Source organism: Macrococcus animalis, assembly GCF_047425875.1.
GTDB lineage: Bacteria > Bacillota > Bacilli > Staphylococcales > Staphylococcaceae > Macrococcoides > Macrococcoides animalis.
Genome location: NZ_CP179727.1, coordinates 475,620 through 499,886 on the forward strand (window position 1 = coordinate 475,620; position 24,267 = coordinate 499,886).

The 24,267-nt window shown below is 33.3% G+C and carries 32 protein-coding genes, 1 other RNA gene and 1 riboswitch; of the genes, 10 read left to right on the plus strand and 23 right to left on the minus strand.

Annotation, left to right across the window (positions count from 1 at the left end; genetic code table 11):
- Nucleotides 1-19 precede the first annotated feature (19 nt).
- Nucleotides 20-337 carry a NifU family protein gene (locus ACMGE9_RS02380; RefSeq protein WP_414044433.1) on the plus strand — a complete coding sequence of 106 codons (318 nt, stop codon included), beginning with the start codon at nucleotides 20-22 and terminating at the stop codon, nucleotides 335-337.
- Nucleotides 338-542: 205 nt separating this feature from the next.
- Complete coding sequence (gene bioB / locus ACMGE9_RS02385) at nucleotides 543-1,556, plus strand: biotin synthase BioB (protein ID WP_414043660.1); 1,014 nt, start codon at nucleotides 543-545, stop codon at nucleotides 1,554-1,556.
- 36 nt (nucleotides 1,557-1,592) lie between these two features.
- On the opposite strand, the gene ACMGE9_RS02390 is transcribed toward bioB, so the two are convergent.
- Genes ACMGE9_RS02390 through ACMGE9_RS02400 form a run of 3 tightly spaced genes read right to left on the minus strand, consistent with a single transcriptional unit; the run spans nucleotide 1,593 to nucleotide 3,754 of the window.
- Nucleotides 1,593-2,546 (minus strand): 2-hydroxyacid dehydrogenase, encoded by a 954-nt coding sequence (locus ACMGE9_RS02390; protein WP_414043661.1) that lies wholly within the window; start codon nucleotides 2,544-2,546, stop codon nucleotides 1,593-1,595.
- A 1-nt stretch (nucleotide 2,547) separates the two neighbouring features.
- On the minus strand, nucleotides 2,548-3,330 hold the full coding sequence (locus tag ACMGE9_RS02395; RefSeq protein WP_414043662.1) for a TIGR01457 family HAD-type hydrolase: 783 nt from the start codon (nucleotides 3,328-3,330) through the stop codon (nucleotides 2,548-2,550).
- On the minus strand, nucleotides 3,317-3,754 hold the full coding sequence (locus tag ACMGE9_RS02400; protein ID WP_414043663.1) for a DUF86 domain-containing protein: 438 nt from the start codon (nucleotides 3,752-3,754) through the stop codon (nucleotides 3,317-3,319). The genes ACMGE9_RS02395 and ACMGE9_RS02400 overlap by 14 nt, the downstream gene beginning before the upstream one ends.
- Nucleotides 3,755-3,835: 81 nt before the next feature.
- Here ACMGE9_RS02400 and ACMGE9_RS02405 point away from each other — a divergent pair, with 81 nt between their 5' ends.
- Entirely contained in the window at nucleotides 3,836-4,099 is a 264-nt protein-coding gene (locus tag ACMGE9_RS02405; protein ID WP_414043664.1) for a DUF3055 domain-containing protein, read from the plus strand.
- Between the two features lie 45 nt (nucleotides 4,100-4,144).
- On the opposite strand, the gene ACMGE9_RS02410 is transcribed toward ACMGE9_RS02405, so the two are convergent.
- Genes ACMGE9_RS02410 through ACMGE9_RS02430 form a run of 5 tightly spaced genes read right to left on the minus strand, consistent with a single transcriptional unit; the run spans nucleotide 4,145 to nucleotide 8,667 of the window.
- Entirely contained in the window at nucleotides 4,145-4,636 is a 492-nt protein-coding gene (locus ACMGE9_RS02410; protein WP_414043665.1) for a YutD family protein, read from the minus strand.
- A 7-nt stretch (nucleotides 4,637-4,643) separates the two neighbouring features.
- Nucleotides 4,644-5,558 (minus strand): lipoyl synthase, encoded by a 915-nt coding sequence (lipA, locus tag ACMGE9_RS02415; RefSeq protein ID WP_414043666.1) that lies wholly within the window; start codon nucleotides 5,556-5,558, stop codon nucleotides 4,644-4,646.
- A gap of 59 nt (nucleotides 5,559-5,617) precedes the next feature.
- Nucleotides 5,618-6,961 carry a bifunctional metallophosphatase/5'-nucleotidase gene (locus tag ACMGE9_RS02420; protein ID WP_414043667.1) on the minus strand — a complete coding sequence of 448 codons (1,344 nt, stop codon included), beginning with the start codon at nucleotides 6,959-6,961 and terminating at the stop codon, nucleotides 5,618-5,620.
- A gap of 12 nt (nucleotides 6,962-6,973) precedes the next feature.
- Nucleotides 6,974-7,807 (minus strand): sulfite exporter TauE/SafE family protein, encoded by an 834-nt coding sequence (locus ACMGE9_RS02425; RefSeq protein ID WP_414043668.1) that lies wholly within the window; start codon nucleotides 7,805-7,807, stop codon nucleotides 6,974-6,976.
- Between the two features lie 11 nt (nucleotides 7,808-7,818).
- Entirely contained in the window at nucleotides 7,819-8,667 is an 849-nt protein-coding gene (locus ACMGE9_RS02430; RefSeq protein ID WP_414043669.1) for a DUF72 domain-containing protein, read from the minus strand.
- A gap of 57 nt (nucleotides 8,668-8,724) precedes the next feature.
- Here ACMGE9_RS02430 and ACMGE9_RS02435 point away from each other — a divergent pair, with 57 nt between their 5' ends.
- Both ACMGE9_RS02435 and ACMGE9_RS02440 read left to right on the plus strand, forming a co-directional pair.
- A complete protein-coding gene (locus ACMGE9_RS02435; RefSeq protein ID WP_414043670.1) occupies nucleotides 8,725-9,441 on the plus strand; it encodes an ATP-binding cassette domain-containing protein in 717 nt (238 codons plus the stop codon).
- On the plus strand, nucleotides 9,438-10,205 hold the full coding sequence (locus ACMGE9_RS02440) for an ABC transporter permease (RefSeq protein ID WP_414043671.1): 768 nt from the start codon (nucleotides 9,438-9,440) through the stop codon (nucleotides 10,203-10,205). The genes ACMGE9_RS02435 and ACMGE9_RS02440 overlap by 4 nt, the downstream gene beginning before the upstream one ends.
- 71 nt (nucleotides 10,206-10,276) lie before the next feature.
- Here the strand turns inward: ACMGE9_RS02440 and sufB are convergent, their stop codons facing one another.
- From sufB to sufC, 5 genes are read right to left on the minus strand one after another with little or no spacing between them, the layout of a single operon-like run.
- Complete coding sequence (gene sufB / locus ACMGE9_RS02445) at nucleotides 10,277-11,674, minus strand: Fe-S cluster assembly protein SufB (RefSeq protein WP_414043672.1); 1,398 nt, start codon at nucleotides 11,672-11,674, stop codon at nucleotides 10,277-10,279.
- 14 nt (nucleotides 11,675-11,688) lie between these two features.
- Nucleotides 11,689-12,126 carry a Fe-S cluster assembly sulfur transfer protein SufU gene (gene sufU, locus ACMGE9_RS02450; RefSeq protein WP_414043673.1) on the minus strand — a complete coding sequence of 146 codons (438 nt, stop codon included), beginning with the start codon at nucleotides 12,124-12,126 and terminating at the stop codon, nucleotides 11,689-11,691.
- Entirely contained in the window at nucleotides 12,116-13,351 is a 1,236-nt protein-coding gene (locus tag ACMGE9_RS02455) for a cysteine desulfurase (RefSeq protein ID WP_414043674.1), read from the minus strand. Before ACMGE9_RS02455 ends, sufU begins: the two co-directional genes overlap by 11 nt.
- 34 nt (nucleotides 13,352-13,385) lie before the next feature.
- On the minus strand, nucleotides 13,386-14,690 hold the full coding sequence (gene sufD / locus ACMGE9_RS02460) for a Fe-S cluster assembly protein SufD (protein WP_414043675.1): 1,305 nt from the start codon (nucleotides 14,688-14,690) through the stop codon (nucleotides 13,386-13,388).
- A 30-nt stretch (nucleotides 14,691-14,720) separates the two neighbouring features.
- Nucleotides 14,721-15,497: a Fe-S cluster assembly ATPase SufC gene (sufC, locus tag ACMGE9_RS02465; RefSeq protein WP_414043676.1), complete on the minus strand. Its 777-nt coding sequence runs from the start codon at nucleotides 15,495-15,497 to the stop codon at nucleotides 14,721-14,723.
- Nucleotides 15,498-15,736: 239 nt separating this feature from the next.
- Between sufC and ACMGE9_RS02470 the strand changes: the two genes are divergently transcribed.
- On the plus strand, nucleotides 15,737-16,102 hold the full coding sequence (locus ACMGE9_RS02470) for a DUF1304 domain-containing protein (protein ID WP_414043677.1): 366 nt from the start codon (nucleotides 15,737-15,739) through the stop codon (nucleotides 16,100-16,102).
- A gap of 48 nt (nucleotides 16,103-16,150) precedes the next feature.
- On the opposite strand, the gene ACMGE9_RS02475 is transcribed toward ACMGE9_RS02470, so the two are convergent.
- The 7 genes from ACMGE9_RS02475 to ACMGE9_RS02505 all read right to left on the minus strand — a co-directional run bounded on the left by ACMGE9_RS02475 (nucleotide 16,151) and on the right by ACMGE9_RS02505 (nucleotide 20,474).
- Complete coding sequence (locus ACMGE9_RS02475; RefSeq protein WP_414043678.1) at nucleotides 16,151-16,969, minus strand: MetQ/NlpA family ABC transporter substrate-binding protein; 819 nt, start codon at nucleotides 16,967-16,969, stop codon at nucleotides 16,151-16,153.
- A 12-nt stretch (nucleotides 16,970-16,981) separates the two neighbouring features.
- Nucleotides 16,982-17,674 (minus strand): methionine ABC transporter permease, encoded by a 693-nt coding sequence (locus ACMGE9_RS02480; RefSeq protein ID WP_414043679.1) that lies wholly within the window; start codon nucleotides 17,672-17,674, stop codon nucleotides 16,982-16,984.
- Nucleotides 17,667-18,692, minus strand: a complete 1,026-nt coding sequence (locus ACMGE9_RS02485) for a methionine ABC transporter ATP-binding protein (protein WP_414043680.1) — start codon at nucleotides 18,690-18,692, stop codon at nucleotides 17,667-17,669. The genes ACMGE9_RS02480 and ACMGE9_RS02485 overlap by 8 nt, the downstream gene beginning before the upstream one ends.
- A gap of 80 nt (nucleotides 18,693-18,772) precedes the next feature.
- Nucleotides 18,773-18,875: riboswitch (SAM riboswitch) on the minus strand.
- Between the two features lie 45 nt (nucleotides 18,876-18,920).
- Complete coding sequence (locus ACMGE9_RS02490) at nucleotides 18,921-19,226, minus strand: thioredoxin family protein (RefSeq protein WP_414043681.1); 306 nt, start codon at nucleotides 19,224-19,226, stop codon at nucleotides 18,921-18,923.
- A complete protein-coding gene (locus ACMGE9_RS02495) occupies nucleotides 19,198-19,587 on the minus strand; it encodes a toprim domain-containing protein (RefSeq protein WP_414043682.1) in 390 nt (129 codons plus the stop codon). Before ACMGE9_RS02495 ends, ACMGE9_RS02490 begins: the two co-directional genes overlap by 29 nt.
- Nucleotides 19,588-19,680: 93 nt before the next feature.
- Nucleotides 19,681-20,049 carry a glycine cleavage system protein GcvH gene (gene gcvH, locus ACMGE9_RS02500; RefSeq protein WP_414043683.1) on the minus strand — a complete coding sequence of 123 codons (369 nt, stop codon included), beginning with the start codon at nucleotides 20,047-20,049 and terminating at the stop codon, nucleotides 19,681-19,683.
- 71 nt (nucleotides 20,050-20,120) lie between these two features.
- Complete coding sequence (locus tag ACMGE9_RS02505) at nucleotides 20,121-20,474, minus strand: Spx/MgsR family RNA polymerase-binding regulatory protein (protein WP_414043684.1); 354 nt, start codon at nucleotides 20,472-20,474, stop codon at nucleotides 20,121-20,123.
- Between the two features lie 134 nt (nucleotides 20,475-20,608).
- Here ACMGE9_RS02505 and ACMGE9_RS02510 point away from each other — a divergent pair, with 134 nt between their 5' ends.
- Nucleotides 20,609-20,929 (plus strand): thioredoxin family protein, encoded by a 321-nt coding sequence (locus ACMGE9_RS02510; protein WP_414043685.1) that lies wholly within the window; start codon nucleotides 20,609-20,611, stop codon nucleotides 20,927-20,929.
- A gap of 39 nt (nucleotides 20,930-20,968) precedes the next feature.
- On the opposite strand, the gene ACMGE9_RS02515 is transcribed toward ACMGE9_RS02510, so the two are convergent.
- Nucleotides 20,969-21,502, minus strand: a complete 534-nt coding sequence (locus ACMGE9_RS02515) for a nitroreductase (RefSeq protein ID WP_414043686.1) — start codon at nucleotides 21,500-21,502, stop codon at nucleotides 20,969-20,971.
- Between the two features lie 64 nt (nucleotides 21,503-21,566).
- Nucleotides 21,567-22,295 (minus strand): type I 3-dehydroquinate dehydratase, encoded by a 729-nt coding sequence (aroD, locus tag ACMGE9_RS02520; protein WP_414043687.1) that lies wholly within the window; start codon nucleotides 22,293-22,295, stop codon nucleotides 21,567-21,569.
- A 199-nt stretch (nucleotides 22,296-22,494) separates the two neighbouring features.
- Between aroD and ACMGE9_RS02525 the strand changes: the two genes are divergently transcribed.
- The 3 genes from ACMGE9_RS02525 (at nucleotide 22,495) to ssrA (ending at nucleotide 23,719) form a co-directional block, all read left to right on the plus strand.
- On the plus strand, nucleotides 22,495-22,758 hold the full coding sequence (locus tag ACMGE9_RS02525) for a hypothetical protein (RefSeq protein ID WP_414043688.1): 264 nt from the start codon (nucleotides 22,495-22,497) through the stop codon (nucleotides 22,756-22,758).
- Nucleotides 22,759-22,898: 140 nt separating this feature from the next.
- On the plus strand, nucleotides 22,899-23,249 hold the full coding sequence (gene mscL, locus ACMGE9_RS02530; protein WP_414043689.1) for a large conductance mechanosensitive channel protein MscL: 351 nt from the start codon (nucleotides 22,899-22,901) through the stop codon (nucleotides 23,247-23,249).
- 112 nt (nucleotides 23,250-23,361) lie between these two features.
- Nucleotides 23,362-23,719, plus strand: a transfer-messenger RNA (tmRNA) gene (gene ssrA, locus ACMGE9_RS02535).
- Between the two features lie 388 nt (nucleotides 23,720-24,107).
- On the opposite strand, the gene ACMGE9_RS02540 is transcribed toward ssrA, so the two are convergent.
- Entirely contained in the window at nucleotides 24,108-24,233 is a 126-nt protein-coding gene (locus tag ACMGE9_RS02540; RefSeq protein WP_414043690.1) for a hypothetical protein, read from the minus strand.
- Between the last annotated feature and the right edge of the window lie 34 nt (nucleotides 24,234-24,267).

Consider the following 24,267-nt stretch of genomic DNA (forward strand, 5'->3'; position numbering starts at 1 on the left):
ATACATCCCCCTTTAAACTATCAAATTTATATGCTATATTGATTATACTAAAAAAGTTAGAGTAAACCACTACATTTACTCGAAAGGAGTTATTATGACCACTGAACAACAAACAATGTTTGATGCTGTTAATGAAGTATTAGAAAAATTACGCCCATTCTTACTTAGAGATGGTGGCGATTGTGAATTAGTAGATGTTGAAGACGGAATCGTAAAACTTCGCCTTTTAGGTGCATGTGGAACTTGCCCATCATCAACAATTACTTTAAAAGCTGGTATTGAACGCGCATTACTTGAAGAAGTACCAGGTGTTGTTGAAGTAGAACAAGTATTTTAATGATGCTTTGAGCCGAGACTGACGTCTCGGCTTTTTATTTTGCTTGAATTAACGGTATTTCACTTTTTCGTCTATCGATTCCGCTAATTCGTCTATTAGTAATCCATCACTAGCCAAATAATCATGACCAGCTACTAATTCCCTTTCTCATCAATTGTTAACCTATGATATAATTTGGTTAACTAATTATTAGGAGGAACTGATAATGAATTATGCTGAACGTGTTATTAACGGTTATACTTTAACGAAAGAAGAAGCACTTCAAGTCTTACATACACCTGATCATCAAGTATTATCTCTACTGAACGATGCGTATCAAGTGCGTTATCATTACTATCAAAACAAAGTTAAACTGAACATGATTTTAAATGCTAAGAGTGGTTTATGCGCAGAGGACTGTGGTTATTGTGGTCAGTCTATTAAAGTCGATAAAAATAAGACGGGATGTACGCCATACGCTTTAGTTGATGAAGATGAAATTATTCAAGGTGCTACTAGTGCAGTTGAAAATAAAGTCGGTACGTATTGCATTGTAATGAGTGGTAGAAAGCCTACTAATCGTGAAGTTAATCGCGTAACAAACGCAGTTGAAACGATTAAAGCAAACCATCCACATCTTAAGATTTGCGCTTGTCTTGGCTTAACGAACGATACGCAGGCGAAGCAATTGAAAGCTTCGGGTGTAGATCGGTATAATCATAATTTAAATACAAGCGAAAGATATCACGAAGAAGTCGTTTCTACTCATACATATGAGGACCGAGTAAATACAGTAGAAATTATGAAAGCCAATAATATTTCACCATGCTCGGGTGTTATCTGTGGCATGGGAGAAACCGATGAAGATATCGTAGACATGGCGTTCGCATTAAAAGCAATTGATGCAGATTCTATCCCAGTCAATTTCCTACATGCAATTAAGGGTACAAAATTTGAAGAGAAAGATGAACTTACACCGAACAAGTGTATAAAGATATTATCATTATTTCGACTGATCAACCCAACAAAAGAAATTCGCGTTTCGGGTGGTCGTGAAGTTAATCTTCGTTCACTACAACCGATGGCTTTATATGTTGCTAACTCAATTTTTGTTGGAGATTATTTAGTTACAGAAGGTCAACCCAATCAAGAAGATTACAAAATTATTGCAGATTTAGGTTTCGAAATTGAAACCAATGCGTTCGAACAATCGCACGACAAATTAGAATATCTTGTATAAAAAAGGAATTGACGATAAAAAAATCGTCAATTCCTTTTATTTTACTTCACTGACTGGTGTCTTATCTTGTGCAATTAATTTAGCATTTTGAATACATAAATCAATCATCGCATCACGTGTTTCTACTGTTGCACTTCCAATGTGTGGTAAAACAGTAATACGATTTTCCTTCAAGAATGGATGATCACTACCTACAGGTTCATTATTTAATACATCAACCCCAGCCGCATAAATTGATCCACTTTGAATCGCTGTTAGTAAGTCCTCTTCAATAACATGACCACCGCGTCCGATATTAATAAATATCGCACTTGTCTTCATCTTATCAAATGCATCCTTATCGAATATGCCTTTTGTTTCTTCTGTAAGTGGTGCTGTACAAACGATATAGTCACTTGTCTCCAGTAATTCATCCATAGACACATAGTCCGCATTGATTTCTGCAGCACTTTTACTTTCACTTCGATTATGATATTGAATATGCATATTTAAAGATTTACAGCGCTTTGCTAGTGCTAATCCTATACTTCCCATTCCAAAAATACCGACTGTTTTCCCGTAAACATCATTTCCCGCTAGTAAATAAGGAGACCACCCAATCCAGTTCCCTTCTTTGACTAAATCACTTGCTTCTACTATTCTTCTTGCAGTCACTAACATTAACGTAAATCCAAGTTCAGCAGTTGTTTCAGTTAATACATCTGGCGTATTACATACAACTATTCCTTTTTCTCGTGCATAATTGATATCGATATTATCATACCCAACTGCTAAATTAATAATCGCTCTTAAATTCGGATTAGTATCCATAAATGCTTTATCCATTTCGTCACTTAACATCGATATAATAATATCTTTGTCTTTAGCTGCTTCAAGCAAATCTTCCCTAGGCATTGGTTTAATTGTCTCATGATACATTTCAACTTCAGCAACAGACTTTAAATCTTGTACGAAATGATCCGGAATTCTTCTCGTTATTAATATTTTCATATTATTTACCTTCGTAAATATCGATGACGTCTAATAAGTTCTTCACACTATATGTCGGAGGTACAGCTTCAGCCATCACTTGGTCATAAGTTGAAACACCTGTTTGTACATGTAAAGTATCTATACCACTATTGATACCACTCATAATATCAGTCATATATAAATCCCCAATCATTACAAGTTCAGATTTATCTAAACCAATCATTTCAACAGCTTTATTCATTATCGTCTGCATTGGCTTTCCTATAAATAATGGCTCTTTACCTGTTGATACTGTAACAACACTTGTCAATGCACCATTTCCAGGCAAGAATCCACGTTCTGTCGGAATTGATGTATCTGGATTCGTAGAAATAAACTTTGCACCATTACGAACAGCAAGACACGCTTTAGATAATTTTTCATAGTTAATATCAATGTCTAAACCAATAACGACATAATCCACATGTTCTTCATCTTTAATAACTAATCCTTCATCTTCTAATGCTTTACGAATCCCTGTACCACCTATTACATAAACACTAGCTCCTGGCTTTTCATCAGCAATATATGACGCAGTTGCCATCGCGCTTGTGACCACATGCTCTTCATGTGCAACAAAACCCATGTTCGATAATTTTTCAGCAACCTCATCCGGTCTTTTTGACGCATTATTCGTTACAAATAAATACGGTAGATTATTGTCTGCTAAATATTGTATAAACTCTTTCGCACCATCAATAATACGTGTGCCTGCATACATTGTGCCATCTAAATCTAATAAATACCCACTATATTTTTTCATTCTTACTACCCTTTCCGAATGCTGATACAGGACCTAATTCATTTTCAATAAATGTATCAACATCTGCTTTAAATGTTTGATATGCTTTTATATTCTCTATAAAAATTCGTTTGACTTCTGCACGGTTAATCTCCGTATATTTTCTAACAAACCATTGACGTGTCGGTAATGTATTACTGATTTCTATTTTAGCTTGTGGTGAAATCACTTTCTCCATTTCTAAAATATCAATTACATCTTGATAACTTCCAGGATCTCGCATGACAAATCCATCAATAATCATATTACCTACGTCTACAACTGCTTCAATAAGCATATGACATATTCTTTCAAGTGCAAATCCTTCTGCAAATGTCACTTCATTCGATAACTTATCAATATACACTAATTTCTCTTCTAATTCATCTCTATCTACAAAATACATGTGATCGCCTCCAATCTTATTCTATCAAATTTTGAAAAGTAAAACACAACATGTATAATAAATTTAATGGAGGAATGCAATATGATAGATATGTTTTTATATGATGATACAGAAAAAGCAAATATTCGTTTCGTAAGTTTTGTTGGTGAAAACCGACATGATTTAACTTTGATTCAAACAAACAGACATTACGGTAAAACAATCGTGTTGAACACGCAATCAAATAAGTTCGGTATTATTGGGCGTGATGATTTAGAAGAAGATGGTTATATTGCACATGTTTTTGGAATTAATGATGAAGATGCTGCTGAGATTACTGAATTCTTAGAAGAAGTGATTCACTAAATTAAAAAGCCAAATGACAATGAATAAACTGTCATTTGGCTTTAATTATTTCAAGAAGTCACTCAGTGTCTTCATATTATTTATAGATGCATCTTTTAAATTTGAATCAGTTGAATCTAATTCTTCATTCTCTTCTTTAACTTCCACTGCCGTTTTAACATTTATTATTTCTTCTGAGACGGGCATATCTAGTACCATTGCTTCCTGATTCGTTTCGATATTAGTGATATCTTCAGGTTGCGTTAACTTCACGACTTCGCTCTCAGTTAATCGTTTTAAGATAAAAAATGGACAACCGAAGTTACAATACTCTAATAAATAATCTTGAATAGCAGAAAATCTTCTACTAATATCTGCACCCTTTTTTTTATCCTCAAAAAAGCCTTTCAGACGTAACTGTTCAAAACCGATGTCACCTACTATATAAGGGTATCGATCCAAGATTTCAGAATAACGACCTTCAAACATTTCCTGGTCAAATGCATTGTTATAATTTTCTAAAAGATGAAAATAATGTTGGTTTAATTGTATAATCATATGTCACCTACTCGCTAGCAGCTTCACCTAATCTATGTTTTTCTTTTGCGGCTGCATTTACTTGTTCATCTGCATGATAAGAACTACGTACCATTGGTCCAGCTTGGCAATGTTTAAATCCCTTTTCCATCGCAATTTTACGTAACTTACCGAATTCTAACGGTGTATAGTATTTTTGAACTTTTAAGTGTTTACGTGAAGGTTGCAAATATTGACCGATTGTCATTATATCTACATCGTTAGCACGTAAATCATCCATAACTTCTAATATCTCTTCCCAAGTTTCACCTAAACCAACCATTAAGCTTGATTTTGTTGGAATATCTGGCTGTAATTCTTTAGAACGACGTAATACTTCTAAAGAACGATCGTATTTGGCACGTGCACGAACTCTCGGCGTTAAACGACGAACAGTTTCGATATTATGGTTTAATATATCTGGACGTGCATTCATTAAACGTTCCCAGTTGTCAAAGCTTCCACCCATATCAGAAGGTAATACTTCTATTGTTGTATAAGGGTTTACTTCACGTACTTTACGGATTGTTTCTGCGTAAACTTCTGAACCACCGTCTTTTAAATCATCACGTGCCACTGCAGTGATAACGACATGTTTCAAGTTCATTAAGCGAACTGATTCTGCTACACGTTCTGGCTCATTTAAATCAAGTTCATTTGGTAAACCTGTTTTAACTGCACAGAAACGGCATGCACGTGTACATACCGCTCCAAGAATCATAATTGTAGCTGTACGACGTTCTCCCCAACATTCATGAATATTTGGGCATTTTGCTTCTTCACATACTGTATTCAAATTATGCTCACGCATCATTTTCTTTAAGCCTGTATAGTTCTTATTTGTGTTTAACTTTATCTTTAGCCATTCGGGTTTTCTTAGTATATCTTCGTTCTTAGTCGCCAAATATATCCCTCCAAGTTAATTATTCTACAATTATAACATATAGTTATTATTTTGAAATTCTAAGATTCACCAGTACTTAAATTGTACTCATTATTTTTCACAGCTATTTTCATTAAATCTCGTAAGAATTCTGGCATGTAATATTCCTTCTCATTTTGAACAAATTGTGGGAAAAATCGACCAAAAGTATACATATCAAGTGTCGCTAATTGATACTTTTTATGATTATCTATTTCTTCTGTACCAATAAAATATCTTTGCTGTGATTGTATAAAACCTACATTATGCAAAATATAATTACCAAATATATCTCCTCGAAAACCAAATCCTTTAACTATTTCATCTTTATATTCGTGTTGTTGACTAACGTTAATAATTTCTTTTAATTCTCGACCGGTCAAAGTAATTTTTACTGGATTAATGGGATGAGGTAACATTTTATGCAAATCATAATGTGTGAAATGATTACCAGTATAACCGTTCACAATAAGACCAGAGTTAATTAGTGCACATTCCCCACCAGTAAACTGCATTAACTTATCCGCTAGTATATAAGTAGTATGTGACGCACTAAATAACCTTCTAGGTAAATTAATTTCATTTTTTGTAATATCTTCAGATAGAAGTGCCTTTCCTTGTTGGTAATAGTCATCCTCAATATTGCGAATATCATCTGTATTAATTAATCGTGCAGTTTTCTTTATCAATTGCTTGTCCTCAAATGATAATGTTACTTCACCTAAAAATTCACCATAGCGACCTGCTGCACCAATGAGTACACCATTTACCAATTCACCTTGCTCAAAATAATGATGTGTATGTGCACCGAGGATTAAATCGATTTCTGGATGTGTTTCAGCTAGCGTACGATCAAAGAACTTACCTAAATGACTCAACACAATCAACACATCAACTTGTGATCTTAAGTGATTAATTTCTTCAGCAATTGCTTGCATAGGATCTGTAACATGCCATCCTAGTGCTTTATAAAATGGTGTAAATTCAGCCGTTGCGCCAACTATACCGAATGTAATACCTTGTTGTTCATAAATTACCGACTTTTGAATATGTGCAGGTAAATGACCGTCTGTGTCGTATAAATTACAACATGTAATTTTAAATTGTGCTTGATCATATAAACGATTAAAATCTTCAAAGTTTAATGTAATTCCTTCATTGTTTCCAATGGTCACGACATCGACTTGCGCTTCATTTAAGAGTTCAACATTCGCTTGTCCTAATGTCGCTTCAGTGAAAGGATGACTACGATCCACGTGATCACCTAAGTCTAGATACATATTGTGCTTTGATTTTGACTTCCGATCTAAGATATAGCGCGTTATTTTTTTATAATTCGATAAATAACTATGTATATCATTGGTATGAAATATTGTGATATTCATTTATGTGCCTCCTTAGCCAGTGAAGCTTTTTATAATTAAATAAATCCCGAGTAGCATTAAAATAATACGTAGCAATAAGACAACTGATGCTGATTTCATACGCTTATTAATTTGTACGCCAATCTTAGCACCAATAAAACTCGCAATAATTAAGATGATTGCATATGGCCAAATAATATTACCTTGTAATATATGACTCGTTGCACCACTTACACTTGATACAAAAATCATAATCATACTTGTCCCAACAGCAATGTGCGGTGGAAATCTAAAAATAATTATCATGAGTGGCGTCGTTAAGGCACCACCACCAATGCCGAATAATCCAGTTAAACAACCCACCATAAATGTTAAGATAATTGCTGGAACTGGTGAAATACTATATCGATATGTATCGCCCTTAATATCTATATATGATTTCTCATATTTATCATTTTGGAAAAACTTAATTGGCTTTATTTTATCTCTGACCATTAAGACAATGCTCATAATGATTAAGAATATGCCGAAATATAAATTAAATCGATGAATCGTTAAATACTGACTTAAATGCGCACCAACTAACGCACCTGGAATAATTCCTACCATAAAAATAACCGCATTTTTTAAATCTGCCTGTTTATTTTTAATGTAGCCTATAGAGGCTGAAAGACCTGTCGAAATCAAAATGACTGTCGATGTACCGATCGCCATTTGTGGTGTAATACCTTCGATTAAACCAATTTCCATACCTAAATAAATTAATGCAGGCACGATGATGATACCACCTCCGATACCAACAATTGATCCAATGATACTTGAAAATAAACCTAATAATACTAATATAATACCTGCTGTAATACTCATTTTTACACTTCCTAAAATAGTTTTAATTGCTTATAGTTTAAACCTGTATACTCAATATTTAATATCTCACACATTCTTTTTGCATTACTAGCGGCATGCCCACCTGAGTTATTATTAAATACAACATAAATATCTCGCGCTTTTTTATCTAATATTTGAAGTTCTTTTGCTAAAAATTGCAGCTCACTTTCGTTATAATTATAAAGATAACGAATATCACGCCACTCTTGATCAGACATATCTTTTTTTGTCCAACCCGCTACGTTACGACCATGCAATCTCACGAGGGCATCTTGATGCGTAATACGGTTAACAAAAGGAATACTTCCGTGTCCTGCTTGTGGTTCATCACAAATGGAATGAATCAATTGTTGTTCATATAAGAACGTCAGCGTATGTTCTTTCATCTCTGAAGTGAACCAACTGTCATGCCGAAATTCAACACAAACCGGAAATTGTTTAAAATAATTATTTAAGTAAATAATATAATTTATATTGACTGTTGTACAATCATACCACGGAGGAAACTGAATGAGTAAACATCCCAGCTTACCAGCTTCATACATCGGTGTTAACATTAAACGAAATTGTTCTATCAATTGTAGTCTACTATCAGCAAAATCTTCAACTGAAGCATGCCCAGTTAATGCTTGATGTATTTTTACGATAAATTTAAAATTTTCGGGTGTTTCTTTCAACCATTTATTAATATTGCGTTCAGGTTGTACTGAATAATACGTTGCATCTAGCTCAACGATTGGAAAGTGCGCACCATAATGGTATAGTTTTTCATTTTTATTGGCGAGATCAGCATATAAAGAATCATGATCACCCCAACCTGTTAGTCCTATATATATCATTTCATCACCTAACTGTTATTCTATCATAAACTTATCAAATTATAGATTGGAGAACTTATGACGATTATTACTTTAAAAGACGTTTCATTTAGTATTCAAGAACAACCCATCATAAATAATGTATCAACTACGTTTGAATCAGGAAAGATTACCGCTCTTATCGGTCCAAGTGGTGCTGGTAAAACGACGATACTCAAAATGATTAACGGCCTTATAAGCACTACTTCAGGCGAAATATTTATCGATGACGTATCGATTCAATCACTTGATTTGGTTGAGCTAAAAAAACAAATTGGTCTTGCACTACAAAGTGCACCAATGATTCAAGGTTCAGTTTATGACAACCTCAATTTACCGAAAACAATTTTTAATCAAACACTTTCACAGTCTGAGGCAGTCGCACTACTTGATTCACTCAATCTAGAAACAATCGATTTAGACACAGACGTAAAAAATTTATCTGGTGGACAGCGTCAACGTCTATCCATCGCTAGAACACTCGTAAATCAACCGAAAGTTTTGTTACTTGATGAGATTACATCGAGTTTAGATCCGAGAAGTGTACGTGAGGTAGAAGCTCTAATCCATAAAATTAATAACAAATATAGTGTAACTGTCATTTGGATTACCCATGACGTTGAACAAGCAAAACGTGCCACAGACAGCTATTGTATGTTAAAAGATGGTGAAGTTGTGACGACGGGGCGATCTGCTCAATTGTTTGATACGAATCACGATATACTGAATGCCTTCTTAAAAGGAGAGATAGAATGACACTGACACAACTTGCGCTTACACTCATATTTGTACTAATACCTTTAGCATTAAGTTATTCATTAAAATTAGGACTTGAGAAAGACATCATCATTGCAACAGTAAGAAGTACCATTCAACTCATATTAATCGGTTATTTACTAACGTTTGTCTTTGATGGCAACCACCCTGTCTATATACTATTAATGATATTATTAATGATTACTGCAGCAACACAAAATATTATTAAAAAGGGAAACGGCATCAAAGGCATCACATGGAAAATCGTCTTAACTTTAATTACAGTTGAAGTCGTAACTCAAGTTATTCTATTAGGATTTAAAATTATTCCTTTTGAAGCCCGTTATGTTATTCCTATCAGTGGGATGATGATTGGAAATGCGATGGTTTTATCTTTACTCTTCCTCAATCGCTTTTTAAGTGAACTCGATCAAAATGATGAACAAATTGAATTAATCTTATCACTTGGTGGTAATTCAAAACAAGCGATACATCGTGTACTGATAACATCCATTAAAAATTCAATGATACCAACAATAGAAAGTCAAAAAACAATGGGCCTTGTGCAACTGCCTGGCATGATGAGTGGACAAATTATTGGTGGTGCCGATCCAATCGTTGCAGCGCAATTCCAATTGCTTATATTATTCCTGTTGCTCACTGCCGCAACACTCTCTAGTGTAATGGTTGGTTTTTTAAGCTATCCAACATTATTTAATGACAAACAACAATATATCGGTAAATATTATCGCACTAATGAATAAGGAGATAACCCATTATGGGCTATCTCCTTTATTTATGACTATCAATTTATTTCAGAAGTGAGTTTTCAGTATTAACCGATAGACCCTTCCATTTCAAATTTAATTAAACGGTTCATTTCAACTGCATATTCCATTGGCAGTTCTTTTGTAAATGGCTCAATGAAGCCCATTACAATCATTTCTGTTGCTTCTTCTTCAGAAATTCCACGACTCATTAAATAGAATAATTGTTCTTCAGATACTTTAGAAACTTTCGCTTCATGTTCTAAAGAAATATTATCATTTAACATTTCGTTATAAGGAATCGTATCTGACGTAGATTCGTTATCCATAATCAATGTATCGCATTCTATGTTTGATCGTGCTCCTGTTGCTTTACGTCCAAAGTGAACAATCCCTCGATAAACAACTTTTCCACCTTGCTTAGAAATCGATTTAGAAACGATTGTAGAAGACGTGTTCGGTGCCATATGCATCATTTTCGCACCAGCATCTTGTACTTGTCCTTTACCTGCTAAAGCGATAGATAAAGTCATACCACGTGCACCTTCTCCTAATAAGTAACATGCTGGGTATTTCATTGTTAATTTAGAACCAATGTTACCATCAATCCATTCCATTGTTCCATTTTCATAAACAAATGTACGTTTTGTAACTAAGTTAAATACGTTATTTGCCCAGTTTTGGATTGTTGTATAACGGCAGTATGCGTCTTTTTTAACGATAATTTCAACTACAGCTGAGTGTAAAGAATTTGTCGTATATACTGGTGCAGTACAACCTTCAACGTAATGAACACTTGCGCCTTCATCCACAATAATTAATGTTCTTTCGAATTGACCCATATTTTCAGAGTTAATACGGAAGTATGCTTGCAATGGTGTTTCTAATTTAATACCTTTTGGTACATAAATAAATGATCCACCTGACCAAACTGCTGAGTTTAATGCTGCAAATTTATTATCTGCAGGCGGAATAACTGATGCGAAATGCTCTTTGAATATGTCTTCATTTTCACGTAAAGCTGAATCTGTATCTTTGAAGATGATCCCTTGATCTTCTAAATCTGTTTGCATATTATGATACACAACTTCTGATTCATATTGTGCAGATACACCCGCTAAATATTTTTGTTCTGCTTCAGGGATTCCTAATTTATCAAAAGTTTGCTTGATTTCTTCTGGTACTTCATCCCATGAACGTTCTGTATGTTCTGAAGGTTTTACGTAATACGTAATTTCATCAAAATTTAATTCTGATAAATCTCCACCCCACATTGGCATTGGCATTTTATAGAATTGTTTTAATGATTTTAAGCGGAAGTCTAACATCCACTGTGGCTCTTCTTTCATTTTTGATATTTCTCTAACGATATCTTCAGTTAGTCCTCTTTCAGAACGGAAGATAGATACGTCTTTATCATGGAAACCATATTTGTAATCGCCAACATCTGGTGCTTGTTTAACCATGTCATTCACTCCTTTTAGTTTTCTTCATTTTTAGTACCACGCTCAAGTGCTTTCCAAGCAAGCGTTGCACATTTAATACGGGCAGGGAATTTTGCTACACCTGAAAGTGCTTCGATATCTCCAGCTTCTTCATCTATAACATAATCTTCTCCAAGCATCATTTTTGAAAATTCATCGCTCATATTTAATGCTTCTGTAATTGTTCTACCTTTGATTGCTTCTGTCATCATTGATGCGCTAGACATTGAAATTGAACATCCTTCTCCATCAAATTTCGCATCCGTAACGATATCACCTTGAATATCTAGGGTTAATCTAATGCGGTCACCACATGTTGGGTTATTCATATCAATCGTTAATGCACCATCTTCAATCACACCTTTGTTACGAGGGTTTTTGTAATGATCCATAATTACAGAACGATATAATTGATCTAAATTATTAAAACTCATAACTGAAAAACTCCTTTGTTTCTTTCAAGCTTTGTACAAGCTGATCTACTTCTGCTTTTGTGTTATAGACATAGAAACTTGCACGTGCTGTAGAAGACTGGTTCAACCATTTCATTAACGGTTGCGCACAGTGGTGTCCCGCGCGAATTGCGATACCATGTGAATCTAGCGCTGTCGCTAAATCATGTGGGTGAACACCTTCTAGGTTGAAAGTGATTAATCCGGCACGTTTATCAGCAGTAGGTCCATAAATCTCTAAACCTTCGATTTCACTCATCTTTTCATATGCATAAGCAGTTAGCTCATGTTCATATGCTAACACGTTATCCATACCAATGTCTTCTAAATAGCGTATGGCTTCAGATAAACCTACTGCTTCAGCAATAAGCGGTGTACCTGCTTCAAATTTAGTCGGTAGTTCTGTCCAAGTTGATTCTTGTAAACCAACAAAATCAATCATATCCCCACCAAATTCAATCGGTTCCATCTTAGATAAGTGTTCTTTTTTACCATATAGTGCACCGATACCTGTTGGTCCAAGCATCTTATGGCCACTAAATGCATAGAAATCACAATCCAAATCTACAACATCGACTTTCATGTGCGGGATAGATTGTGCACCATCCACGACTATGATTGCACCATTGTCATGTGCAATTTGTGCGATGCTTTTTACATCGTTGATTGTACCTAGTACATTAGAAACATGTGCCATTGCAACAATCTTTGTCTTATTCGTTACAGTCGCTTTGACATTGTCTAAAGTGATTGTGCCATCTGCTTCCATTGGAATATATTTAAGAATAGCTTGTTTACGTTTGGCAAGTTGTTGCCAAGGTACTAAATTTGCATGATGTTCCATTTCAGTGATTACAATTTCGTCACCTGCTTCAACAGCAATATCACCATAGCTATAGGCTACTGTGTTGATTGCTGTTGTTGTACCTCTTGTAAAAATGATTTCTTCGAAATATTTCGCATTGATAAAGCGACGTACAGTTTCACGTGCATTTTCATAGCCGTCAGTCGCGCGGGTACCTAACGTATGTACACCACGATGAACATTTGCATTCATATGCTCATAGTAATATTTCGTCTTCTCAATGACAGATAATGGCTTCTGACTTGTAGCAGATGAATCTAAATAGATTAAATCTTTGCCATTAACTGTTTCACTTAAAATCGGAAAATCTTTTCTGATTTCTTCTATATTTAAATTGGTCATTCAATACCAAGACCTTTCAAAACTTATTTAATAATTATAATTTACCCATTACTTTTTCTTCAATGACATCAATTAATTGACGTTTCACCGCTTCAATCGGTAATTCATTTACTACCGGCGCTAAGAAACCATGGATCACTAAACGTTCAGCTTCTTGTTTAGAAATACCACGACTCATTAAATAGAATAATTGCATTGGATCAACGCGACCAACAGATGCTGCGTGACCAGCCGTAACATCATCTTCATCAATCAAAAGAATCGGGTTAGCGTCTCCACGTGCTTTTTCAGATAACATTAATACACGTGATTCTTGTTGTGCATCAGCTTTCGTACCGCCATGTTTAATATGACCAATACCGTTAAAGATTGAAGATGCAGCATCTTTCATTACACCGTGTTTTAAAATGTGTCCTTCACTTGATTTACCATATTGAATGATTTGTGTTGTAAAGTTTAATTTTTGTTCGCCACGACCAACCACAACGATCTTTAAATTACTCTTAGAATTATCTCCATTTAAGTAAGTTGTATTGTCGTTAATTGTATCGCCATCATTCATTAATCCTAATGCCCAGTCAATTGTTGCATCTTTCGCGGCCATTCCACGTCGAATGACATGACCTGTAAATCCTTTGTTTAAGAAGTCTACTGCACCGTAGTTAATTTTAGCGTTATCATTAGCAATTACTTCAGAAATGATATTTAATTGTGCATCTTTCGTTTCCACTGTTGATAAATAGTTCTCAACGTATGTTAATTCAGCACTTTCTTCAGCAACCATAACAACGTGGTTAATTATATTTACATCTGCATTATCATGTAAAACAACGTATTGAATTGGGTTTTCAACCACTACATTACGAGGAACATATACGAATAATCCACCATTCATCATCGCAGCATGTAATGTTGTTAAACGGTGCTCGTCTACTTTTACTGCTTCAGTCATATAGTATTGTTTCACTAAGTCAGCATTTTCAATTAAAGCTGTCTCGATATCTTTAATAATAACACCTTGATCGATTAAAGATTGTTCAACTTTAACTAATGCTGGCGTATTATTGTGTTGAACGATTAAGTTCTCAACACTATCCATATCTAATAAGTTTTTAACCGTTTCTGGTAGCGCATCAGTAGAAGCAAATACTTCACTCTTAATATCTTTATGGTGTACATCAAATACCCATTTATCTAATTTTGTTTTATCTGGTTTTGGCATTTCAATAGTATTTATTTGATTGAAAGCATCCGCACGTAATTCTGCCATCCATGATGGTTCTTGGCGTGATGCTGAGAAATCTTTAATCATGTCGTTCGTTACATCGATTGTACTCATCACATTTTCCTCCTATTTTATTATCAGGTATTAAGCGTTAATTGTTTCATCTTGAATGTTTAATTCTTGTTTAATCCAGTCGTAACCTTCAGCTTCAAGACGTTTCGCTAATTCTTCTCCACCTGATTTAACAACTTTACCTTGCATCATAACGTGTACGAAGTCAGGTGTAATGTAGTTTAATAAACGTTGGTAATGCGTGATGATTAAGCAACCGAAGTTGTCTCCGCGCATTTGATTAATCCCTTTAGAAACCACTTTTAAAGCATCGATATCTAAACCTGAGTCAATTTCATCTAAGATAGCAAATTTAGGCTCTAACATCATTAATTGAAGAATTTCGTTACGTTTTTTCTCCCCACCAGAGAATCCTTCATTTAAGTAACGTTGTGCCATGTCTAAATCCATTTCTAAAAATTCCATGTTTTTATCTAACTTTTTGATGAATTGCATTAAATTGATTTCGTTTCCTTCTTCACGTTTTGCGTTGATTGCTGAACGTAAGAAGTCTGCGTTTGTTACACCTGAAATTTCAGATGGATATTGCATTGCTAAGAAAAGACCCGCTTGAGCACGCTCATCTACTTCCATTTCTAATACGTTTTCTCCATCAAGTAAAACTTCACCTTGTGTTACTTCATATTTAGGGTGTCCCATAATTGCTGCTGATAAAGTTGATTTACCTGTTCCATTAGGTCCCATGATTGCGTGAATTTCATTTTGTTTGATTGTTAAATTTACACCTTTTAAAATTTCTTTTCCTTCAATTGAAACGTGTAAATCTTTAATTTCTAATACTGATACCATATTGAATTCCCTCCGATATATATAATAGTTTCATCTTATCTAGTTTATAATAATTTTAATCTGAGGTCAAAGACCTATGACTTAAATCACAGTCTTTATTATAACCTAAATAAGGGCTTAGTTAAATTAATCGGACCAAATATTTTCAAATCAATGAGAAAATATGACTTATGATTGAAAATGATACTAGCTTATGATTTTATAGTGTACAATATTTATAATACTCAAGGAGGGATACAATGCATGTTATTTCAATGATTCTTGCAACAATTGTTTTCATCGAACATATTTATATTATGATATTAGAAATGTATTTTAGTAATACTAAGCGCGCTGCCGATACTTTTGGGATTGATTATAATTTCTTACAAGATAAACGTGTAAAAACATTATTTAAAAATCAAGGGCTATATAATGGATTTTTAGCAGCTGGATTAGGTTATGGTTTATTTTTCAGCAAAAATCAATTAGAAATTACGACAATGTTTGTTATTTTTGTCATCATTGCAGCAGTTTATGGAGCTATGACAAGTGGTAAAGGTATCTTAATTAAACAAGGGCTACCGGCGATTTTAGCTATGATTGCAATTTTGATTTTAAAATAATTTATAATAAAAAATGAGATTAAGACAAATCCGTCTTAATCTCATTTTTTATTTAACAGCGATTACCGCGCCTTCATACTTTTTATTAATATAATCTTGCATTTCATTTGATTGAAGCACTTTAATTAAAGCTTTTAACTTCTTACTATTCTTATCTTCATCTCGAACAGCAATTAAGTTTGCGTAAGGAGAATCTTTATCTTCTACTGCAATTGAATCTTTAACAGGATTTAATTTATTGTCAATTGCGAAGTTAGAATTGATAATCGTAGCATCACCTTCATCATTTTTGTATGATTTTGGTAAAAATTCTGCGGATTGTTTGTTGTTGAATTTAAAGTTCTTTTTATTTACTTTAATATCTTTAAATGTTGCTGTAATCGGATCTACACCTGGTTTTAATTCGATTAATCCAGCTTTAGTAAAGAATGATAAGAAACGTCCTTCTTCAGCTGGGTTATTAGAAACATAGATTTCAGCACCTTCAGGTAAATCTTTTAATGAGCTGTATTTATTAGAATAAACTGCCATCGGTTCTAAGTGTACATTTCCAATTGTCGTAATTTTATATTTTTTTGACTTTTTCTCAATATCTAAATACGGCGTATGTTGGAAGAAGTTTGCATCAAGTTCTCCTTCATTTAATAGTCTATTAGGTGTCGTATAATCGTTGATGACTTTAATTTTTAAGTTATAACCATCTTTCTTCATCATCGCTTTCGCATGCTCTAATATTTCTCCATGTGGCGAAGGAGAAGCACCGACTAAAATGGTTTCATTTTGTTTTGTATTATTTTTACCTTCAAATATTAAGCCTAGTACTGCTATGATTAATAAAATACTTGTAATTGTATAGAACTTTTTCATCATGACATCCCCTTATCTTTTGTCGACATGTTTAACAATCATGTCCCCAATCCATTGAATTAAGAAGACAATAATTAGTATTGCAATTGTAGCAACTAAAATTACATCATTTTGACTTCTTGTAAAACCAACTAAATATGCTAAGTTACCAAGTCCACCGGCTCCGATAACACCAGCAATCGCTGTTGAACCCACTAAAGCGATGGCTGTTACAGTGATGCCTGAAATCAGTGCTGGTAAACTTTCCGGAATTAACACTTTATTAATTAACGTCCAAGTATTCGCACCCATTGATTCAACGGCTTCAATGACACCTTTATCGATCTCTTTTAACGCTATTTCTACTAATCTTGCATAGAATGGTGCAGCACCAATGATTAATGCAGGTAAAGCACCTTTAACACCACTAATCGTATTCATAATAATACTTGTAAATGGAATCAATAAAAGAATTAAAATGATAAAGGGTACTGCTCTAAATAAGTTAACAATAAAAGCTAAAACGGAATAAGCAATACTAGATGCTTTCGATTTTCCACGTGACGTTAAAAATAATAAAATACCGATGATTAAACCAAAAATAAATGTGAATACCGTAGATATGTATGTCATATATAAAGTTTCATAAATCGCTGTCCATACATCTGGCCAAATCACATTTTTAAACGTAAACATTTCTTGAAGATTCTCTATAAATTTATCCATGTCGTTCCACCTCAATTTCTACACCATGCTGTATTAATTCATGCTCTATTTGTTCAATAGGAATATTATTTTGATTAATATGGACGATTAAGTGTCCGTATGAACCATTACGTGTGTGCTTTACATTACCAGCTAAAATATTCATCTCTAGACCATATTTTTGAATCACTTTACTGACAATAGGTTGACCTGTAGTAGTTCCGACAAATTTTAATTTAAGAATGGTACCTTTTGGATAAGTTTTATTAATTTCTTGAATCGAAGTATCAACTTCATCTTCATTTAGATCATCTCTTACAAAGCGTTTTGTAATTGTAGTTTGAGGACTATTAAATATATTTAGTACTTCACCAAGTTCAACAATTTTACCATCTTCCATCACTGCAACTCTACTACAAATCTTTCGAATAACAGCCATCTCATGCGTAATAAGTATCATCGTAATATTTAAACGTTTATTAATTTCAACGAGTAAATTTAAAATTTCATCTGTTGTTTGAGGGTCAAGTGCACTTGTTGCTTCATCACATAATAAAACTTCTGGATCATTACTTAATGCTCTAGCAATCCCAACTCGCTGTTTTTGACCACCGGATAACTCTGATGGAAATGCTTTTTCTCGACCTTTTAGTCCAACCAAGTCAATTAAAGACATTACTTTGTCATGTTGTTCTGCTTTAGGTAAACCCGCAATCTCTAATGGTAATGCAACGTTATCATACACCGTACGTGACCATAACAAATTAAAATGTTGAAAGATCATACTGATTTTTTGACGTCTCTTTAACAATTCTTTTTTACTTAGATGATTAAGTGCTTCCCCATTTATATTCACTTCACCACTTGTAGGCAATTCTAAACCATTAAACATTCTAATCATTGTACTTTTACCTGCTCCACTGTAACCAATAATTCCGAAAATTTCCCCTTTCTCAATATTTAAACTTACATTATCTACTGCTTTTATAGAACCTTTTTTCGTTTTAAATATTTTTTCAACATTCTTTAATTGAATCATACTGTTCCTCCTCAAATTTCTCATAAAAAAATGCATCTTTCCCTCAAAGAGAAAGACGCAAAATGATATATTGTGAATTTCTCTCATCTTCTAAAGTTAAAAACTTTATGTGAATTGGCACCTTGTCTTAACGACGGTTGCCGGGCTTCAAAGGGCACATCCCTCCACCTCTCTTGATAAGAGTGTATTTAATTGTTTTTTGAATATGTTCTCTATCTTAAAATAGTTTTATGTTTTCGTCAACATAAAATTTATATTTTCATACAAAGTTGTAACGGAATCAAATTTATATGAAATATCTCTAACTTCTCCATTTGTGACAAATAACATGACAGGAACACTTTGTATCTCGTAATATTTGCTTAATTTTTCGTAATAATTTAAATCAATTTTCATTACTGTAATATCTATTGATGCTGTTGTAATATCCAACATCTTTTCTGCGAGTTTACATGTACCACAAAATGGTGTATACCCAAATAAAATCAATGTTTCATTAGCTAAATCATATTGCAAAAGCTTGCTTAAGTTCATAATGTGAGGGCTTACCTTTCCAAACAAATTGTTGTTTTACATCAAATTGATTTTTCATCATTGTTCTAGCTAAGTAGTCAAGTGGGCAATTACCAACTTCACCGTATTTTGGATCAATATGAATATGATTACTTTCACTCAAATGACGCTTAAACCATGATCTAATTTTACGACCGGCTTTATCACTATCTGTCATAATATAAACTTTGTTATGATATAAATCTTCTATCATATCATCAAGTTTACCAATACCCATCGTGCCATTTGTGCAAATAATATGTACAGGTTCCGTTAATACTTCTTGTAATCTTAGCTTGTCACGTTTTCCTTCTACTACGATAACTTTAGTAATTACAGACATGTCCATCACCTTTTTATCATATTGTATTCAATAATCATCAATGATAATAAAAAAATTTCCTTGATAAATTTATTATCAAGGAAATTATAACATTTATTCGTTAATCATTTCATCATATTGTGCTTGATCCATTAAATCAGTAAGGCTAGCGTCATCCGCTTCAACCTTAATCATCCAAGCTTGGTCCATAGCAGATTCGTTAACTAATTCAGGAGAATCCTCTAACTCTGAGTTAACTTCGATAATTTTTCCTGAAATTGGAGCATATAATTCTGATACAGTTTTAACTGATTCAACACTACCGAATGGAGCGCCGACTTCGATTTCATCACCAACTTCTGGTAATTCAACGAATACAATATCACCTAATTCAGATTGTGCGAAATCTGTAATCCCGATTGTTTTAACATTATCTTCTAATTTTACCCATTCATGATCTTTTGAAAATTTTAAATTCGACATTATAAACCCTCCGTTTAATAAAGTACTATCAAATATAATAATGACATATTGTAAGCGTTTATTCAATCATTTTATAACCAAGTTGCTTCGTAATCTTCTTCTTTAAATCCAAGTGTTATTTTTCCACCATTTACAGCAAGTGGTCTTTTTACTAACATTCCATCAGACGCAAGGAGTGCTAACTTTTCTTCAATTGATTTGTCAGCTAAAGTATCTTTAAGATTTAATTCTTTAAATTTAGTACCTTGTTTATTAAATAATAAATCAACATCTACATTTGTATCTTTAATGATTTTTTGAAATTCAGAAACAGTCGGAGTATGTTCTACAATATGGATAGGTTCAAAGCTAACACCTTGTGTTTCTAGATATTTCACTGCTTTTCTGCAAGTACTGCAGTTGGGTAATTGATAAAATTTAATCATCGAATGGCCTCCTTCTATTAGTTAACCTAATATTAACAATTATTATTGAGTGTTACAACTTCAATCCATATCGTTTAATATTTCAACAAAAAGGTATATAATTAATATATAAAATATATTGTGAGGTAATAACAATGAGAACTATTAGTCAATATGAAGAATTCAAAGAAATCATCAATCAAGAGGAGAAAATTATTGTAAAGTTTTTTGCAGATTGGTGTCCAGATTGCACGCGTATGGATTTCTGGATTGATCCAATAGTAGATGAATATAATGATTACACTTGGTATAAAATTAATCGCGATCAAGTCCCAGAAGCTGCAGATGAAAATGAAGTGATGGGCATTCCAAGTTTACTAATTTTCGAAAAAGGTGAGAAAATTGCGCATTTACATTCTGCGAATGCAAAAACACCTGATTCAGTAAAAGCATTTTTAACAGAGCATCTTAAATAAAATTTAATCATCCTAACGTACGTTAGGATGATTTTTTGTTTAATATTCAGTAATTAAATCGTTATTTTTTCTTACTTTAAATTCTCCTTCTGTTTGTGCTGTTAAATAAATAGCACCATAAATCATTTCATGATCTTGACAGCCTAAATGATTTGATAGTTCAGGATTAAGCAATGGAGGCTGTGTCTTAATGCAACTACCTATGCCTTCTCCAACCAAAGCTAATGACAAAGTTTGCATAAACCCACCTACCGCTAGTACATCTTCGTAGTGCTCTTTTTGACGGCGATCACGAGGTCCGATGACAATTAATATGCCTGCCAAAAGTTTTGTCTTTTCAATAAATGCTGCTATTTTTGTATCGTTATTTTTAAAAGCAATATTTGCAAAAGACTCAGCGTATGCTGATAATCGGTCTTTTTTTATCCATAATATTCGCCACGGCTCACGCATACCATGATTTGGTGCATAGGTAGCTAGTTCAATTGCACGAACAACCGCTGAATCATCTACAGTTGTATCAATATATTGCTTAATACTTCTTCTTTTTTTTATTACTGATTGAAATTCCATAATAAAAGCCTCCCCTTAATTGATAAGCATTATCAATTATATAGGAGAGGCAATTATTTGTAAATTATGATTTATATAAGGCTATTTGATTATGTAAATCCTTAATGTGAATTTGACCAGGTGCTACAGGCATACCTACATAGCCAAACGTCATAGAAGAACCGAAAATGCCACATGCAACACGCGTAATTCTGCCGATTTCTTCCATTGCAATCCCTATAATATTTAAATTACAGTTTTGCTTCGTCTCATAGACTGCTGACATTAGATTTAATACATCTTTGCCATCATGTGGTTTTACTGCTAGTTTACAGTAATCTGCATTCAATTGAATCATACGACTATAAATGGCCATCATATCTTTAATGCGGGGTGTAAATTCATATTCATGATGACTGACTAACACTAAAATATTATTCGCACGTGCTAACTCTATTAGTTTATTCATATAATCTTCATAGATCATCAATTCTAAATCAATAATGTCACATAACTTTTTCTCAATAACAGTCTTACATAACTCATAATATTTATCCATTGTAATTTTAGTTTTTCCATTAATATCCTCTGTACGATAAGTAAATAAAATTTGTTTCGATGGCAACCTATCCTTGATAAATTGAATTTCAGATTCATAGAAATCAATAGAAGCATCAACTAAATCTGCACGATATTCTACGACATCAAAAAAATCAATATATTGTGTTGCTTCTGAAATGATTGCTTGATTCGCATTTTGAACATCTGATAATGTTAATATTACCTTTGGAATTGTACTGTTTATTTCTGTCAAAATGAGTCCTCCTCTTTATAATCCAATAATAACAGTGAAAGTATGGTAAAATAGAAAGGTGCTGTTAATTATTGAACAATGTCTTAACTCTATTTTACCTTACTTGTTTGATAAATTGTATTAAATATACCCATATTTTAAATTCAGAAGAATTTATTTTGGAACGCATACTGATATAAAAATATGGAGGCAACGAAGTATGAAGAAACTTTATGATTTAAAAACTTTACCTGGATGGAAAATAGATAATCACACTAAAATTGCAATTAGACTTGTTGAAAATGATGATTATATTGCGATTACTAAACCTATTTATAAAAGTCATAGTATAATGGACGTTATTGAATTCGAAATTAATGAAGATAAAAGTGTCTCATTTAAAAATGTAAATAATAATAATCAGATTGCAGTAACCATTGAAGAAAGTACACAAACCATTCATATAAATGATTATCTCTCATAACCACAATAAATGTGGTTATTTTTATTTAATAAAAATTAATTAAATAAAAGTATTAATTATTTTTAATACATAGTATAATTAAAATGCAAGTTACATATTAATTACATTTATTTTTATTGAAGTGAAAGGAGGACAAACACATGATGAAAGAATTTAAAGAATTTGCTCTTAAGGGTAATGTTTTAGAATTAGCAGTTGCAGTTGTATTAGGTGCTGCGTTTGGTAAAATTATCGCTTCATTAGTAGCAGATATTATAATGCCATTAATCGGTCTTATTTTTGGAAATACAGATTTCGCTTCAAACTGGGTTTATAAAGGTGTTAAATACGGTCTATTTATTCAATCAATCATCGATTTTATAATAGTCGCTTTCGCTATATTTATGTTTATTCAAATTATTAACAAGTTAACTAAAGCACAGCCAACAGAAGATGCAGTTGAAGAAAATACTCAATTATTAACAGAAATTCGTGATTTATTACGTAAATAACTTCAAAGCTTACCCTCAACCAATGTTGAGGGATTTTTAAATGAAAACAATTGAAATTTCATTTATAATTTGTTATATTTGAGTATGCTAGTTATTTAATCAATACTATCTTGGGGGCGTTACGGATTCGACAGGGGTCACTTGGGTTGGTATAGCGTGTCGGAGGGTTGTCTTCGTTATCAACACAACAGTTATAATAACTGGCAAAACAAACAATTTCGCAGTAGCTGCCTAATAGCACTCTGCACCTCTCTCAAGCATCGCCTATGTGCCTGATGTAGAGGTTCAACTTTAGTAGGATACGACTAACCCTTCCGCCTGGAGTCAGTTAGTAAGAGTTTAATCGGGCTAGTGATACATTCGGATGTCCGTTTTCAGATGTATCGTGAAATTCAATAACAGGACTACACACGTAGAAGTATCAATTGCAGGATCTTTGGACGCGGGTTCGACTCCCGCCGTCTCCATACATAAGCCTTTTAGCCTTTGTGCTAAAGGGTTTTATTTTTTGTTCCCCCAGAATTCCCTCAATATTCCCCCAGCACACGTTGATATATGGCATATTGACTGTTTGAGTTTCTTCTACATTAATAGTGATTTATGTATTCTTTTAATTCACCTTTAATTACTTTGTCGTAAGCTTCAGGATTTTCATTTTTAACTTTTTTTTGCTCTCGTTACAGTTGTTTTTTTTGACACTCCTGCAAGTTCGACAAGTTTTGCGTTTGTGCGTGTGTCTTTTTTAGGTTCTTGTTTTTTCTCGTTGGGTTCTGTGGAACCCGACGATTTTCAATTCATACTCAAGTTCTTCAATCAATTCGCTTGTACTTAATACGATGTGTAATCGTTGTTATTACTCTATAAATACATAAATATCTTAGCAGGTAACCACATAATAACATCAAAAATAAATTTAATACTTTTCCATATCACATAGAAAAACACCTTAATCTTATCAATGACAGTATACTTTTTCTTTTCCATAAAAAACACCTCAAAGTATTATTAATGTTACATT